Here is a 15,156-nt window from a genome sequence, read left to right on the forward strand (position 1 = left end):
TCCAATCGATACAGTTCAATGACATGCCATCGAAAGGCACCTGTTTTGTACTTTTTCTTTAAATTAATAAAGCTGCTCACTTTCATAACTTTACACAATTTGTGTCAAGCTATTTCAGGGATATACACCAAGTTTCGAAGTTGTTTTTATGTTAAACTTGGGAAGTTTGGGCGTTGCTCTTAATAAGAAAGCTAGTTGATAGGCCTCAACAGACGATTCCAACGGATTTTATGCAAAAATGACTTTGGATTGGGGTCAATAGACATCCACGTAAAAATTGCTTTACCTACGATATGGTCTTCGGGAACAAACCCCCAAAAGCGCGAATCGGCTGATTCGTAGCGATTGTCGCCCATCATAAAATAATAGTCTTGTTTGAAAGTGTAGCTATTGAGAGGTTTGCCATCAATGCTGATTTTGCCATTGGCGATGATTACCTTTTCTGTATCATTGTGGTCAAAGTACTTGATAGCGTTTCCGTATTTAGCCACATTAGCCGAATCTAGCTGAATTGTCCAGCCTTTTTTGGGTACTTGAAGTGGCCCCCAAAACTCCTGATTTTGTTTTATCGCCGCCGGGAAAATACCCATTTCGGGGCTTGACGCCGCAGAAGCATATCTTGTTACTTGAGCAATATTTTTTATGAAATCGTGTTTTTTTAGACCTTCTACAATTTCGGGAGTAGTGCGAATTTGGTACAAAAACAAATTTGGTTTTGAAGAGTCCGCAGGGTAGGCACCGTGGTCTTGGATGTCTTCATTTTCAAAAAAACGGTCATCAAGAGCGTCAGAAGATTCTAAACGATAATAAAATTCGGCATGAGGCGGAACAGCGCCCGGTTGACCGTTTACGTACACAACCGCATTTTTGATTTCTATCACATCGCCGCTGACACCGATACACCGTTTGATGAAGTTGTTACGCAAATCTACTGGAAAATGTTTATAGCCTCCGTCACCTCGTATTACATCTTCAAAAGGTTCGTCAGGGTCGCCAGGATAATTGAAAACCACTACATCGTTGCGTTTGACATCAGTAAAGCCCGGTAAGCGGTACATCGGAAGCTGAATCAAAGTTGAAAAAGAGGGGATACGCGTTCCCCAAATAGTCTGATGAGTAAGCGGTACTTGCAGAGGCGTCACGGGAGTACGCGCGCCATAATGAAGATTGCTGACAAAAATGAAATCTCCCACAAGCAAGGTTTTTTCCATGGACGAAGAAGGAATCACATAGGGCGTAAAAAACAACCAACGAATGAAAGTGGCTGCCACTACGGCAAAAACTATAGAATCTATCCACTCTCTAAAAGCAGATTTCTTTTTCTTTTGGGGCGCAGTGGCCGAGGGCGTTGGGTTCATAGTACGTAAGGTAACTCCAGGCTAGAATAAATTATCGGTGAGCATGTAGACCTGCTAAGTTTTCACAACTTAGCAGGTCTCGTAGAGATAGTTAATTAGCCTTTATAAAAAATCCATTTAGACAATTCTTTGTAATTGACTTTTTTGCCGTACATCAAAATACCTACTCGGTAGATGCGCGCCGCCAACCATGTAGTACCTACAAAACCTAATACAAGCAGCACCATGGAAAGCGCAATTTCCCAAGCAGGTACTCCAAAAGGAATGCGTGCCATCATCACCACGGGGGAGGTAAAAGGAATCATCGAAGTCCAGAAAGCCAAGGCCCCGTCGGGTTGATTGATAGCCAACTGCGCAAAAAAGATAGCAGCAATGATAGGCAGCATAATCGGAAACGTAAATTGACCTGCTTCTTGTTGGTTTTCGACTGAGGCACCTATCGCAGCATAGAGTGAACTATAAAGCAGATATCCACCTAAGAAATAAAATAGAAAACAAACGAAGATTTGAATAAGTGGCAATGATTGGGCTGAAGCAGAAAAATCGCTGATGGTTTTGAGAGTGTTGCTTTGTGTTTTCTCAATCTCCTTTTTGAGTTCGGGGTCGGCTTGGGCCGTTTGTTGGTTTAAGACTTCCTCCGTAGCAGTAAATCGATTAAAACCAAAGAGCGTTTGGGTAGCGCTTGTCACGCCAAAAGTCAGAACTCCCCAAAGCAAAAACTGCGTAAGCCCTACGGCAGCAACACCTAAGATTTTGCCCATCATCAAATGGAAAGGCTTCACCGACGAGATGATGACCTCAATGATACGGTTTGATTTTTCTTCCATTACACCCTGCATCACTCCCGCGCCATAAATCAGAATAAAAATATAAAGCAAAAAGGCCGCTGCATAACCCGCTACATACGCCGCCATGGTACTACTCGAACGCGTTTTACCTTCATCGTCGAGGTTGAAAGTTTGGGCATCTACGTTTTGGTTGGCTTCTTCAATCACCTCTTGTGTAATTCCTGCCTTAGAAAGCTTGATATTGCGAAGTTCTTTTTGGACAATCTTTTCGATACGTCCTTGAAGCATAGGCCCTATGTTTTTTTCAGAATAAATCTGCAAACCTTTTGGTTGCTCCATGATATTGGCAGGAATAAAAACCAGTAGATTACCTTCTTTACCTTTGAGCTTTTTTTGGGCTTCGCTGATAGGTTGATTGATGAATTCGAAGGTGGTGTTTTTGTCATTTTTAAATTTGTCTTTAAACAATCCACTTTGGTCAATCACTTGGATGGTCTTGTGTTCGTTTTTGAATGAACCAACAGCCGACCATACAATGATACCATAAAACGCTGCGATGAGAATAGGAGTCAGGAAAGTCATAATAATAAATGACTTCTTACGTACCCGAACCAGATACTCACGTTTGAGAACAAGGAATATATTTTTCATAATTTGTAGTCGTAATGGTTGATAATTAACTTCTTGGTTTAGGGAAATCTTCCAATGATTTTCTTTTAAGAGATACTACCTACTTCATCGGGAATTTCGCCCCCTACGGCTTTGATAAATATCTGATTGAAAGAAGGGATGTTTTCGTGAAACGAAACTAACTCTACTTGATTGATCAGATGTCCTACTAATTGATTGACAGACGCATCGCCTACGAGCTTGATATTGAATTGGTTAAGATTATTTTCAATATTTTTTTGGGAAATAACCTCAAAATCAGAAGGCAAAGAGTCTAAACTACCGTGGAATCTGACAGAATAGCTATTGTCTTTGAACTGATTTTTTATTTCACTCTTGCTCCCGTTAAGAATCACTTTAGACTTGTTGATAAGAGCGATATGGTCACAAAGCTCCTCGACCGATTCCATGCGGTGCGTCGAGAAGATAATGGTGGTGCCACGGTCGCGGAGTTCCAAGATTTCATCTTTGATGAGGTTGGCATTGATAGGGTCGAAGCCCGAAAAAGGTTCATCCAAAATAATGAGTTTAGGTTCGTGCATGACCGTGGCCACAAACTGAATCTTCTGCTGCATCCCTTTTGAAAGGTCTTCGATACTTTTGGTCCACCAAGTTTTGATGTCAAATTTTTTGAACCAAATCTTGAGTTTTTCCATCGCTTGCTTCTCCGAAAGTCCCTTTAACTGAGCTAAATACAAAAGCTGTTCGCCAACTTTCATTTTTTTGTACAAGCCGCGTTCTTCGGGCAGATATCCTATATCTTCGATATGGTCAGGTTTGAGGCGTTGACCATCGAGAAGTACATAGCCTTCGTCGGGAGCAGTAATCTGCGTGATGATACGGATAAGTGACGTTTTTCCGGCGCCGTTGGGCCCAAGTAAACCAAAAATACTGCCTTTCGGAACACTCACGCTCACGTTGTCGAGGGCGCGATGCGTGGCATACTGTTTTACGATGTTGTGAGCTTCGAGAATATTGGACATATGGCTTAAGGTTAAGAAGATAAAAGAGAGCAAACCGCCCTCTGTAATGGTATTTCGTAGTGGATGACTGTAAACTAGGATGGGAAAATACAGCCTTCGTGGCTACAGTTTCAAGCGATTGAGGATAACTGGAGTTTTTGAGGGGTTAAGCGGTAAGGCTAGGGGCTTTAAGGAAAGTGAATATTTTGATGTGTAGAACCTACAAACGATAAATAAAAAAAACTTGCAGTCAGGAGGTTAGCTTTTGCTTTACAGTATCTTTGATGCGTAACTCATTTACAAAAACCTCAACTACATGAAAAAACTCTTCAAAATCGTCGGTATCGTTTTAGGTATCGGTATTGTTGGCCTTTTGGGCGCTATGGCGTATGTTAAATTGGCTCTGCCTAATGTAGGCGATGCACCTGATATGAAAGTCGAGCTCACTCCTGAGCGTATCAAAAGAGGAGACTATCTGGCCAATCACGTCAATGTTTGTATGGATTGCCACAGTACGCGAGATTATACTTTGTTTTCGGCGCCATTGGTACCCGGTACCCTCGGCAAAGGTGGCGAGCTGTTTGATCAAAGGGCTGGCTTTCCCGGGGCATTTACTTCCAAAAATATCACTCCCTACGGGATTGGTGACTGGACCGATGGCGAAATTTACCGCGCCATCACGACGGGTGTTAGTCGCGACGGTCACGCTTTTTTCCCAGTGATGCCTTATCCTTACTATGGAAGCATGGACGAAGAAGATGCCAAAAGTATCATTGCTTACCTTCGTACCCTAAAACCTATCGAAAACAAGCCTGCTGAGTCGAAAGCTGATTTTCCGTTTAATTTTATTCTGAATACTATTCCTAAAAAAGCCCAGCCTACCAAGCGCCCTGCTGACACTGATGTACTAGCTTCGGGCAAGTATTTGGTCAATATCGCAGGCTGTGTAGAGTGTCATACACAAGCTGATAAAGGACAAATTATCGCTGAGAAAATGTTTGCCGGTGGGCGTGAGTTTGCCCTTCCTAACGGTACGCTGATTACGCCAAACATCACCCCTGACAAAGAAACTGGTATTGGAAACTGGACCAAAGATGCTTTTGTGGCTCGTTTTAAAGCTTTTTCGGATAGCACCTATACTCCTCACAAAGTAGGTCCTAAAGAAATGCAGACACTCATGCCTTGGATGATGTATGCTGGCATGACTGAACAGGATTTAGGAGCGATTTATACTTATTTGATGTCGTTGAAGCCTATCAAAAATCCAGTGCCGGAAAAATTTAAGCCTTTGGCAAGTCTCTAAAAAAGCCTTGAGATTTGGATAAAGGAATGGTCACGGGTTTGGTTGTCTCAAAAACTTTGTGTTAGTTGAGAAAAAAACACGCACATATATGACCATTTCTAAAAGAGTATTAGCAACGGCAATGTTGGCGAGCTTTTGGGCTTGTAATCCAACCGAAAAAAAAGAAGAAGCTAGCAGCGAAGATACAATTGCTACCTTTTCGTATGATTTTACTAAATCTGACGAAAAATATGAGATGCCCAAGATTTTAAAAGAAATCTCGGGCATCTCTTTTTATGCCGACGGGCAGCTTGTATGTGTGCAAGATGAAGACGGAGAGGTGTTTGTGTATGATCTCAATCAGAAAAAAGTCACGGCTCAACATCAATTTGGCCCACCAGACGACTATGAGGGCATTGAGAAAGTAGAAGATGAAATCTACGTAATGCGCAGCGATGGCAAACTCCTTAGTTTTAAATTTGGGGATAAAGAAACGCGAGAAATTGAAACGAGTTTGCCCGGAAAAAATGACCTTGAAGGGCTGACCTATGATAAAGTAAACAAACGACTTTGGTTGGCCGTGAAAGACCCTTCCAAAAAAGCAGCCAAAGGTGACGATAAGCTGATTTACTCTTTTGATTTGAAAAGCAGGAGGATTTTTACAGAACTCGAACTCAAAGAACAACAATTTGAGAATGTAGGACTCAAAGGTAAAGATTGGAAAGATTTTAAGCCTTCGGGAGTTGCGTTTCATCCCCAAACTGGCGAAGTATATTTGATAAGCTCGGCGGGGCATCGTCTCATCATTATGAGTCGTAGTGGGGTTCCTTTAAAAAACATTGAGTTGGATAAAGAGCTTTTGAAGCAACCAGAAGGCATTGCCTTTTCGCCTGATGGTACTTTGTATATTGCAAGTGAAGGCGATGGTGGAAATGGCTATATTCTGAAGTTTTCACCTACTTCTAAGTAAGTAAACCCCGGCGCCGTTCAAAACGTCACCGGGGTTAGTGTTACAGTTTCTTCTCAAAAAACGTCGCAATTGCCTTATTGGCTTTGACTTGATTGGCGTGTAGCATAAAATGATGCGTATCATCCACAATCACCATGGTTTCGATAGGGGTGCCTTGGTCTTCTAAGCGTCTCACAAGGTCGGTGGTTTGGCTAAAGCGGACGTTGCGGTCGTCGTCGCCGTGGATAAAAAGAACCGGGGATTTCCAGGTATTTACATAAGCTATGGGCGACGATTTCCAAGCTACTTCTAGCGCACGGGCAGCGTCGGGGGCTTTCTCATATTGGTCGGGCAGCATCAGATTGCGGGTACGTTCGATAGTGCGGTCGTGTACCCCATGTACGTCTACCCCCGCCGCAAAGAGTTTTGAGTCATGCCCTAGGGCAAGGGCGGTCAGAAAACCACCGTATGAGCCTCCATATACGCCTATGCGTTTGGGGTCAATTTGGGGCTGTTTGGCAAGCCACTCGCCCGCAGCTTTGATGTCTATGTATTCAGAGGCACCGTTTGAACCAGCATTTTTGGGTTGGTGAAATTCGTATCCGTAACCAATACCTAAGCGGTAATTGACCGAAAGTACTACAAATCCCTTGCTTGCCAAGTATTGATTCATGGCATAAGCATTGGCATAATAATCCGAATAATGCCACCCCAAAAGCATCTGACGCGGAGGACCACCGTGTATATAAACGATAGCTGGCTTTTTGGCCGCGCCTCCTGCTTTCTCAAAAAGTTGACAGTGAATAGTAAACCCGTCGGGAGTTTTGAAAGTAACCTGTTTAGGAATGACCAAATCGTTGGTAGGGAAGTTGACAGGAATGAGTTCCAAAGCAATGTTTTGTGACGACCCTCCCTTAAAAGCAATAATACTGACCAAAGGTGGGCGCTGCGCTGTGGCGCTGATATAAGCCACCGACTGAGCATCGCCCAGTACCACAGGCGACCATTCTAAGCTTTCTCCGGGAGTAAGTATTTGCATATCAGCTTTATCCACTGATACTTTTACTACGTGACGGCGGTCTATATCTTGGGGAGTATTGCCCGCATTGGCTGAAAAAACGAGGGATTTACCATCTGAACTAAGTTTGATGTGCTCACACATGAAATTCCCCGATGTTAGTAAAAGGGGGCTTCCGCCTTGTTCGGGAAGGGAGTATAAATGCGGCCAACCGTCATGATAAGATAAAAAAACGATGCGATTGGCGGCCCAATGCAAATTAGTTCCTCCGTGGGTAGTGGGCAGCGAGCCATTGAGCCTATTGGGAGATTTCCACAATGTCTTTGTTTCACCGGTGGATAAGTCGGTAGTCATGAGGTGCCACGGCACTAATCGGCGGCTTAAAACTGAATCTGGTTTTCCACCTAGTCCATTGGTACGTACAAATACCAATTTCTTACCGTCGGGTGACCACCTTGGAGAGCTATCACGTTTATACTGAGGGTCTACCCAAATAATGGGATTTTGAGAATCCGTAAAAACACCAATAAAACTATGGTCGGTACGATTTGATTGAAATGCCAAACGGCTTCCGTCGGGCGACCATACAGGAGAACTGTTGCTACCTCGGGCTGAAAACAGCAATGTAGCAGTTTGTGAGCCATCAACGGGTGCAGTGTAAATTTGACCTCCTTTGCTGAAGGCTATTTTATCACTTTTGGGAGAGATGACGGGCGTTTCGCCATCTCCCAAAAGACGAGGATTCCCTCCTTCAAAGGGTATACTCCAAATTTGTACTTTTGGAGGAGTAGGCATAAAAGTCGGATTGACGGGTAAGTCGTCGTTCCAGTTAGAACCATGGTCACCACCCCGTACATACACTACCCACTTTCCATCTGCTGAGAGTGATACACTGCTGAGTTCTTGACCATCATCTTGCAGATAGTTGGTAAGGCGTTTGGCCTGAAAGATCGGCCCTTCTGCTACATAAATATTTCGCTTTCCTTCTTGATTGATAGCCCACGCAATGCGCGTACCTGTAGCGGCAGCCGTAAGCTCATTAGGAAAGGGGTAAGATTTGAGAGATTCTAGAGGCAGGCCGTTTTGTGACCAAACGAAAAGGTTTGTTGTCAACCACAAACCCAAAATAAGGTGTAGAGGAAGTTTCATGAAAATGAAGTTGATGAAATTCAAACTTACTAAAAAACGTTTGTAAAAAGGGAGAGAAGGATAGCCTTTTTTTCCTAGAAACTGTATTCAATAGCAGTAGCTATAAAAAGACTCATATCTGATACCAAACTCTAAAATTTCAAAAAATAGCCGTATTTTTCGGACTTATTGTCTCTCAAACTAATGAAAACATTTCAAGTTATTTCTCCTGTAGATGGCTCAGTGTATCTTGAGCGTGAATACATCACTTCCAACCAAATAGAAACCTTATTGGCAACGGCCACAGCTGCTCAAAAAACTTGGCAGAAAGTGCCTCTTTCTGAAAAAATGGCTATTTGTGAAAGAGCCGTTGAGTATTTTCTAGCTCATGCCGATGCTATCGGCGAAGAGCTTACTTGGCAAATGGGACGGCCTATCGCTTATACACCTAATGAAATCCGTCGAGGTTTTCAGGAGCGGGCACGTTATATGATGCAAGCAGCTCCGCAAGCCTTAGCCGAGGTGTCCGTTTCGGAAAAAGAAGGTTTTCGTCGTTTTATTCGTCGCGATGCTCTCGGTACTGTATTTGTGGTAGCTCCGTGGAATTATCCTTATTTGACTTCCGTAAATGTGATTATTCCGGCTTTGTTGGCGGGCAATACCGTGATTCTAAAACACGCCCAACAAACGCCTCTATGTGCAGAACGCTATGCTGAAGCCTTCAAAGCCGCAGGTCTGCCAGAAGGAGTATTTCAATATTTGCATACTACTCACGACGATGTAGCGCGTATCATCGGCGATTCGCGCATTGATTTTGTCGCATTTACTGGCTCAGTTTCGGGTGGTCATGCGGTGCAGCGGGCAGCCGCCGAGCGGTTTATCGCCACAGGTTTAGAGCTAGGAGGCAAAGACCCCGCCTATGTACGTGCCGATGCTCCCTTGGCCTTTGCCGTCGAAAACTTGGTGGACGGGGCACTTTTCAATTCAGGGCAATCTTGCTGTGGCATTGAGCGTATTTATGTACACGAAAAAGTCTATGATGATTTTGTGCAGGGTGCAGTGGCGTTGGTCAACCAATACATTCTAGGAAATCCTCTGGATGCAGGTGTACATTTAGGGCCGATGGTTCGCACTTCAGCGGCTGAGTTTGTAAGAGGACAAATCAGCGAAGCCGTAACTCAAGGTGCACAAGCACTTATCGATTCTACTTCTTTTGCCCTTGATAAAGCCGGTACGCCTTATCTAGCCCCCCAGCTTTTGGTCAATGTGGATCATAGTATGCGTATCATGACCGAGGAGACTTTCGGACCTGCGGTGGGAATTATGAAAGTAAGTAGCGATGAAGAGGCAATTCAATTGATGAACGATAGCGAATACGGTCTTACGGCTTCTGTGTGGACAGGTGATGCCGACGCAGCTTTACACATCGGAAATCAAATCGAAACCGGAACATGGTTTATGAATCGTTGCGACTATCTCGACCCTGAATTGGCATGGACAGGCGTCAAAGATTCGGGGCGTGGCTGTACTCTTTCAGCTTTGGGCTACGAATCGCTTACGAGACCTAAGTCATTTCATTTGAGAGTATCGGGGTATTAAAATCATGAAAAGTTTTCCAAAAGTAAACAAATTTGTTTACTTTTGGAAAACTTTTTTGGCTATATTTACTCTAAATCCTTTACTTGATCAGGATATTTGTGCATGTTTAATATTTTATCTACCAAAACATTAAATCATTATATTTTAATATATCCTGAAGCTGCTAATGCGCTTCGGAAATTATATAAAGAGATTGAGAAATCAGATTTTGAGAATTTTAATGAGTTGAAGACCGTGTATGGGAATGCAAGTATTGTGGGTGATAATAGAGTCATTTTCAATATACTTGGGAACAAGTATCGATTAATTGTGAGGGTCAATTTTCAACATAAAAGAATGATGATAAAGTGGTTTGGTACACATCAAGAGTATGATAAAATTGATGCAAATACCATAGAGTATATCTATAAATAATAGTAAAGTGAGGCATATGAATCGTATTTTGAAATCTGAAAAAGACTATTTGGAAAGTCTCCGTCGAATTGAAGAGATTTTTGATGCAGCTCCCGGAACTCCCGAGGGGGATGAAGCAGAGTTATTAGTACTGTTAATTAAAAATTATGAAGCAAGGTATCATCCTGTGTTGCCTCCAGATCCAATTGAAGCCATTAAGTTGACAATGGAAGAAAAAGGTATGAAAGCTAAAGATTTAGTTGGTTTGATTGGTTCAAAAGGATATGTTTCTCAGATTTTGAATCGTAAAAAGCCCCTTACTGCTGAAATCATGCGTGTATTAAATCGTCAACTGGGGATTCCGGCAGATATTTTACTTTCTTAAATTTGGTATAATATAATTATGAAAATTGGTCTTTTAGAATGTGACCATGTGCGAGACGATTTTCGTCCTATTGCGGGCGATTATCGCGAAATGTTCCCTGCGTTGTTTAAGCCGTTGGCGAGTGATTGGGAGTTTACCTTTTATGATGTTGTCAATCATCATTTTCCAGCGTCTATTGATGAATGTGATGTTTATATCTGTACCGGTTCCAAATTTTCGGTATATGACCAAGAACCATGGATACAAACCTTAAAAGCTTTTGTCAGAGAGCTTTACATTCATCAAAAAATATATCTTGGCGTTTGTTTTGGGCATCAGATGCTTGGCGAAGCATTGGGAGGAAAGGTACAAAAATCGGCAGTAGGGTGGTGCGTAGGTATTCATGAACTCACCATTGTGGAGCCTCAAAAGTGGATGCAACCTGCCCAGCCAACGCTCAATCTACTGATGATGTGTCAAGACCAAGTTCATACTTTACCGCCTGATAGTTGTGTATTAGCAACCGCGTCTGATTGCCCTATTGCCATGTTTAGGGTAGGCGACCGGATGCTAGGTGTACAAGCGCATCCAGAGTTTCCCTTGGCTTATGAAAAGGAATTGATGCTATCCAGAGTAGAGCGTATCGGTATGCCAAAAATTGAAGCAGGTTTGGAAAGTTTATCAAATCCACTTCACAGTACTTTGATGGCCGAATGGATGATAGCCTTTGTGAAATCTGTTTTGTAAAAAAGGCTTAAAAGCCTGTTCTTTGTCATATCGATGGGCCATTGCTGCAGTGTCGGTATGACAAAATTAATTTGAAATGATTATTGCCCAATTCCAAGTCAGCGAACTGGCGGAATTTCTCAAATACGGTATTTCTGGATTAAGTGCGATTGCTTTTATCCTGTCGTTTTTTCTTTTGAGCCGAGAGAGTAGCCGCACCAAGCCTCGTCCCGAAATGTTGCGTTCTATCCGAATGTTTATGGTACTGGCGTTGGTGTTGGGGGTAGTATCGGGTATTGCGGCCATCATGAATCCGACCCATGAAATTCCCAAATCGACCCGTAAGCCTGTTAAATCGTCGGGTTTGAGCTATGTTCAAAAGAAAACAGTTTCTCCTAAAGTGTGGAAAGTAGAGATATTTTATGATGCAGGAGCTAAACCACTCGCCGAAGAGCTAGAGAGGGAGTTGGGAAATTATCAAGAATATGATGCTAAAATCATACTTTTGAGGCCGACCAAGAAAAAAGAATTGAAAATTAAAAATAGCCAAATCAGATACGAAGTACTTGAAAAAGACGTAGCCAATCAGCTTCAGAAGCGTCTGTCGGGGGTATTGCCTCAGGATGTAACCTTGGCACTTAAGCAAATCACTTCATCATCTCCCGATTATTTAAGCATCTTTGTGTGCGATTAGTAGATTTGATACGTTAAAAAAACACTTATCTATTCTTTCGTAAGAAGTCATCAAAATTTATGTAACCAAACTTTTAATTATTATAAAACTACGATGAAGAAAACGTTTTTGACCCTTTCCTTGTTGGCTTGCGCAGCAGCCGGGTTTGCACAAACGCCAGGCGGTACGCCTCCAGCGGTTTCGCCTATGCCTATGAAACCCGAAATGACCGAAATCTGGGAACCTGAAGTGCCTACCGTCACTCCAGGCAAAAATGCAGGTGACCCGCCTTCAGATGCCATCGTGTTGTTTAATGGTAAAGACCTCTCTCAATGGGTTTCGGCTAGAGACGGTGGGCCGGCTCCTTGGAAAATCGTAAACGGTGATCATTTGGAAGTAGTCCCTAAGAGTGGAGATATCAAAACTAAAATGAAATTTGGTGATTGCCAACTTCACCTCGAATTTAGCGCACCCGACCAAGTAGAAGGAGCTAGCCAAGGTCGTGGCAATAGTGGGATATTTTTCCAAGACCGTTATGAACTCCAAATTTTGGATTCGTACCAAAACCGTACCTATCGCAATGGTCAGGCGGGAAGTATTTATAAAGACCATGCTCCCCTCGTCAATCCTATGCGTAGCCCTCTTGAGTGGAATGTATATGATGTAGTATATACAGCACCACGTTTCAAGCCTGATGGACGTTTGGATTATCCAGCTCGTATTACTGTGTTTTTGAACGGGGTATTGGTTCAAAACAACGTTACTATCAATGGATTAACGCTTTACATTGGTTTACACCACTATCCTGAAGCGCACGGTGATGATGTACTTCACCTCCAAGATCACGGAAATAAAACTCAATTCCGTAATATCTGGGTTAGAAAGCTGTAAGCACTTGTAAGAATCATAAACATGAGTCATCTCGAATTTAGATGATTCCCAAAAAAACCTTCTGATTTGTGTTTGAGTAGGTGCAAACTCTCAAATGTAAATGGAAGGTTTTTTTATGCTTATCATAAGTAGTGATTGCAGCTATCGTTTTTACAAATCTCTTTTGATTCTCTCCTCAAGCAAGCTTATGTTTGACTTCTCCGAAGTCGTTTGTTTTGGGTGGAGAATCTGTTAGCTACAAATTTTGCGCCTCTCCGAGGCAGAATATGAGAATGCTATTAGAGAGGAATAGCTTCGGAGAAGCTTAACCTTTATAGTATGAGGTTTTCAGCTTCACACCAAGAACTTCGGAGAAGTCAAACAAACCTAAACAATCTTCTGCTTCTATCTGGTACGTCTTGCAGGTTATCTGTTGCATTCTCCAATCTTCGGGATTATAATCCTACGATTTCCTTGAGTTTGCTAAAAAAGGCTTTTTTGCGAGGCGAACTTATTTGCCAGTTGACAGGTACGGATTGATAGCCTTCCTCAAAACCTTCGTTTTTCATCCGATAATCAAAGAATCCCCAAGAGGTATAGACACTAGTTGCTGCCACGAAGTTGTTCATCGGTTTGTCGAAATCAAAATGGTCATCTTCATTAAAAACAATAGGCATGGGGCGATAGCTCGGTAAAGTACGGGTCTTTTCCACCATTTCTATAATTTTGGCGGGGTCGCTTACGCCATTGCCATGAAGAAGAAGAAAGTCTGCTTCTTTTACAACATTTTCATGAGGAATAGCTCCGCCGCCATAGCTGGTACTTACCAACAATCGCCTGCCTTTATGTTTAGTGTTTTTAATCCTACCGATAAGTTCGTGCACCCGTTCGGGCTGTAAAATAGGATGGTCGTAACGAATGTTACATTCATTGTTGACTTCGATGATTACATTTCCATAGCCTTCTTCCAAAATCCACTTAGTGGCATTGTCTACCGCCCGTACCACTGCTGCTTCATCTCGGAGGCGTTCGTCTTGACCAAAATAGAAGAAGCCAAGGATAACTACCATACCTTGGTCGTCGGCTTTATCTAAGATTTTTTTGAGACGATGCCAATAATAAGGATTCCATGAGCCGTCGGCATTGAAGGCGGAGTTGTGCCAAGGTTGGTCTTTGGAGTACCCTTGTGGACTACCCCCTTGTAAGTTGAGCGTAAAAGCCAAAAGCCCGTGCTGTTTCCAGACGGGCATGGCTGCTAAAAATTCGTTTGTATTACGGTCGGCATCCCACTTTTGAGTATCGGGGTAAGCCCATTGAGTGCGAGTGTCGGGGTTGGTATCATCAAAAATCCCCTGTACCATCCGCGAATTAGGAAGTAATCCTTCAATGCTGTATCCTTGCCATATTCGCTTAGGAAAGGTGGGTTTTCCATTGATAAAAAACTTCTCTCCTTTGATGCTAACTTTGGTGTGTCGTTTGGGTGGATTGGCCAATGACACGGTTGCCCAAAGCACCCAAACGACAATAAATCTACAACGTAAGGTCCTCATCATCTTGGTCTTTAGTATCTAATAGACCAATAAGGGTTTCGTTGGGCTTTTATACTATCTGCAATGTGTTTTTTGAGCAACTGGTCGTAGTCACTGTTTTTGATTTTCTTACCTTTCATTTTAGGTAAGGTCAAGTCTTTATCGACGTTTTTGAGTTCTACCTTTTGAGCAGAAACAACAACATCACCATCGTTGATATCCAATTCTAAAATGACCCCAGGAAGACCTAAATAACGCTCCGGCCCCGCTGGTACGGGAATATCTTGCGCAAACCAAGCAGTAATTTTGTGGTTTTTGATAGGGTCAAACGTTTCAGCTTTCATACACACATAACCTGCCACATCCTTGATTTGGTTTTGGATACGCCAGTTGTAGCTCATCAAAGAATCTTCTAATAAGAAAGTTTTTCCGAGCATTTCGTAGTGCTCTATTATTTTTTCTTTTTCAAAATTTCGATAAACGAGATAGTCTTCCTGACGCCACGAGTATCGACCGTCTTCGGTTTGGCCTTGTTCGTTGCCATAAGTATAGATACTCTGCTTGTCATTGAAAATCAGCTTCATTTTAGTGCCAGGCCCATTATCTTCGTTACCCCAAGTGAGCTGCATACGGTCTTTTTCTTCCTTGCTAAGATAGGTGAGCCGTGAGTTTACCTTAATCCAATTGTATTTGTGGTCGTAGGTGATGATGCCCTCGGTTTGTTGGGCAAGTGCTCCTAAGGCTACACAACAGAGAATCGTTAGTGAAAAAAGGGTCTTTTTCATAATTTTCGAAAAGTCGAATAAAAAATGAATTTAAAAGTATTTTGTGCTTTTTACAAAGTCGGG

At 42.6% G+C, this 15,156-nt stretch carries 14 protein-coding genes; 8 read left to right on the forward strand and 6 right to left on the reverse strand.

The genetic code is table 11. The features are described 5' to 3' along the window. Positions 1-191: 191 nt before the first annotated feature. The 3 genes from lepB to P1X15_RS24155 all read right to left on the reverse strand — a co-directional run bounded on the left by lepB (position 192) and on the right by P1X15_RS24155 (position 3,798). The gene (gene lepB / locus P1X15_RS24145; protein ID WP_277340707.1) at positions 192-1,358 is read right to left on the reverse strand and encodes a signal peptidase I; all 1,167 of its coding nucleotides are present in this window, start codon (positions 1,356-1,358) and stop codon (positions 192-194) included. A 95-nt stretch (positions 1,359-1,453) separates the two neighbouring features. Further along, entirely contained in the window at positions 1,454-2,797 is a 1,344-nt protein-coding gene (locus tag P1X15_RS24150) for an ABC transporter permease (protein ID WP_277340708.1), read from the reverse strand. 65 nt (positions 2,798-2,862) lie between these two features. Then, positions 2,863-3,798, reverse strand: a complete 936-nt coding sequence (locus P1X15_RS24155) for an ABC transporter ATP-binding protein (protein ID WP_277340709.1) — start codon at positions 3,796-3,798, stop codon at positions 2,863-2,865. A gap of 295 nt (positions 3,799-4,093) precedes the next feature. Between P1X15_RS24155 and P1X15_RS24160 the strand changes: the two genes are divergently transcribed. After that, on the forward strand, positions 4,094-5,080 hold the full coding sequence (locus P1X15_RS24160) for a c-type cytochrome (RefSeq protein WP_028663903.1): 987 nt from the start codon (positions 4,094-4,096) through the stop codon (positions 5,078-5,080). Between the two features lie 88 nt (positions 5,081-5,168). Next, entirely contained in the window at positions 5,169-6,029 is an 861-nt protein-coding gene (locus tag P1X15_RS24165; RefSeq protein ID WP_277340710.1) for an SdiA-regulated domain-containing protein, read from the forward strand. Between the two features lie 40 nt (positions 6,030-6,069). Here the strand turns inward: P1X15_RS24165 and P1X15_RS24170 are convergent, their stop codons facing one another. Further along, complete coding sequence (locus P1X15_RS24170; protein ID WP_277340711.1) at positions 6,070-8,175, reverse strand: prolyl oligopeptidase family serine peptidase; 2,106 nt, start codon at positions 8,173-8,175, stop codon at positions 6,070-6,072. Positions 8,176-8,358: 183 nt separating this feature from the next. On the opposite strand from P1X15_RS24170, the gene P1X15_RS24175 reads away from it, so the two are divergent. The 6 genes from P1X15_RS24175 to P1X15_RS24200 all read left to right on the forward strand — a co-directional run bounded on the left by P1X15_RS24175 (position 8,359) and on the right by P1X15_RS24200 (position 12,800). After that, a complete protein-coding gene (locus tag P1X15_RS24175) occupies positions 8,359-9,753 on the forward strand; it encodes an aldehyde dehydrogenase family protein (RefSeq protein WP_277340712.1) in 1,395 nt (464 codons plus the stop codon). A gap of 102 nt (positions 9,754-9,855) precedes the next feature. Next, positions 9,856-10,167 carry a type II toxin-antitoxin system HigB family toxin gene (locus tag P1X15_RS24180; RefSeq protein ID WP_277340713.1) on the forward strand — a complete coding sequence of 104 codons (312 nt, stop codon included), beginning with the start codon at positions 9,856-9,858 and terminating at the stop codon, positions 10,165-10,167. Positions 10,168-10,183: 16 nt separating this feature from the next. After that, a complete protein-coding gene (locus tag P1X15_RS24185) occupies positions 10,184-10,531 on the forward strand; it encodes a type II toxin-antitoxin system HigA family antitoxin (RefSeq protein ID WP_277340714.1) in 348 nt (115 codons plus the stop codon). Between the two features lie 18 nt (positions 10,532-10,549). Further along, positions 10,550-11,257, forward strand: a complete 708-nt coding sequence (locus P1X15_RS24190) for a glutamine amidotransferase-related protein (protein ID WP_277340715.1) — start codon at positions 10,550-10,552, stop codon at positions 11,255-11,257. 76 nt (positions 11,258-11,333) lie between these two features. Continuing rightward, positions 11,334-11,930 (forward strand): hypothetical protein, encoded by a 597-nt coding sequence (locus tag P1X15_RS24195; RefSeq protein ID WP_277340716.1) that lies wholly within the window; start codon positions 11,334-11,336, stop codon positions 11,928-11,930. 93 nt (positions 11,931-12,023) lie between these two features. Continuing rightward, positions 12,024-12,800 carry a DUF1080 domain-containing protein gene (locus P1X15_RS24200; protein WP_028663909.1) on the forward strand — a complete coding sequence of 259 codons (777 nt, stop codon included), beginning with the start codon at positions 12,024-12,026 and terminating at the stop codon, positions 12,798-12,800. Positions 12,801-13,234: 434 nt separating this feature from the next. On the opposite strand, the gene P1X15_RS24205 is transcribed toward P1X15_RS24200, so the two are convergent. Next, positions 13,235-14,329, reverse strand: a complete 1,095-nt coding sequence (locus P1X15_RS24205; protein ID WP_409049706.1) for a hypothetical protein — start codon at positions 14,327-14,329, stop codon at positions 13,235-13,237. Between the two features lie 11 nt (positions 14,330-14,340). Beyond that, positions 14,341-15,093 (reverse strand): GLPGLI family protein, encoded by a 753-nt coding sequence (locus tag P1X15_RS24210; protein ID WP_277340718.1) that lies wholly within the window; start codon positions 15,091-15,093, stop codon positions 14,341-14,343. Between the last annotated feature and the right edge of the window lie 63 nt (positions 15,094-15,156).

Source organism: Runella sp. MFBS21 (genome assembly GCF_029433105.1).
Taxonomy (GTDB): Bacteria; Bacteroidota; Bacteroidia; order Cytophagales; family Spirosomataceae; genus Runella.

Coding starts and splice junctions, on each gene's coding strand:
- lepB (WP_277340707.1), bottom strand. CDS start 1,358: ATGAACCCAACGCCCTCGGCCACTGCGCCCCAAAAGAAAAAGAAATCT.
- P1X15_RS24150 (WP_277340708.1), bottom strand. CDS start 2,797: ATGAAAAATATATTCCTTGTTCTCAAACGTGAGTATCTGGTTCGGGTA.
- P1X15_RS24155 (WP_277340709.1), bottom strand. CDS start 3,798: ATGTCCAATATTCTCGAAGCTCACAACATCGTAAAACAGTATGCCACG.
- P1X15_RS24160 (WP_028663903.1), top strand. CDS start 4,094: ATGAAAAAACTCTTCAAAATCGTCGGTATCGTTTTAGGTATCGGTATT.
- P1X15_RS24165 (WP_277340710.1), top strand. CDS start 5,169: ATGACCATTTCTAAAAGAGTATTAGCAACGGCAATGTTGGCGAGCTTT.
- P1X15_RS24170 (WP_277340711.1), bottom strand. CDS start 8,175: ATGAAACTTCCTCTACACCTTATTTTGGGTTTGTGGTTGACAACAAAC.
- P1X15_RS24175 (WP_277340712.1), top strand. CDS start 8,359: ATGAAAACATTTCAAGTTATTTCTCCTGTAGATGGCTCAGTGTATCTT.
- P1X15_RS24180 (WP_277340713.1), top strand. CDS start 9,856: ATGTTTAATATTTTATCTACCAAAACATTAAATCATTATATTTTAATA.
- P1X15_RS24185 (WP_277340714.1), top strand. CDS start 10,184: ATGAATCGTATTTTGAAATCTGAAAAAGACTATTTGGAAAGTCTCCGT.
- P1X15_RS24190 (WP_277340715.1), top strand. CDS start 10,550: ATGAAAATTGGTCTTTTAGAATGTGACCATGTGCGAGACGATTTTCGT.
- P1X15_RS24195 (WP_277340716.1), top strand. CDS start 11,334: ATGATTATTGCCCAATTCCAAGTCAGCGAACTGGCGGAATTTCTCAAA.
- P1X15_RS24200 (WP_028663909.1), top strand. CDS start 12,024: ATGAAGAAAACGTTTTTGACCCTTTCCTTGTTGGCTTGCGCAGCAGCC.
- P1X15_RS24205 (WP_409049706.1), bottom strand. CDS start 14,329: ATGAGGACCTTACGTTGTAGATTTATTGTCGTTTGGGTGCTTTGGGCA.
- P1X15_RS24210 (WP_277340718.1), bottom strand. CDS start 15,093: ATGAAAAAGACCCTTTTTTCACTAACGATTCTCTGTTGTGTAGCCTTA.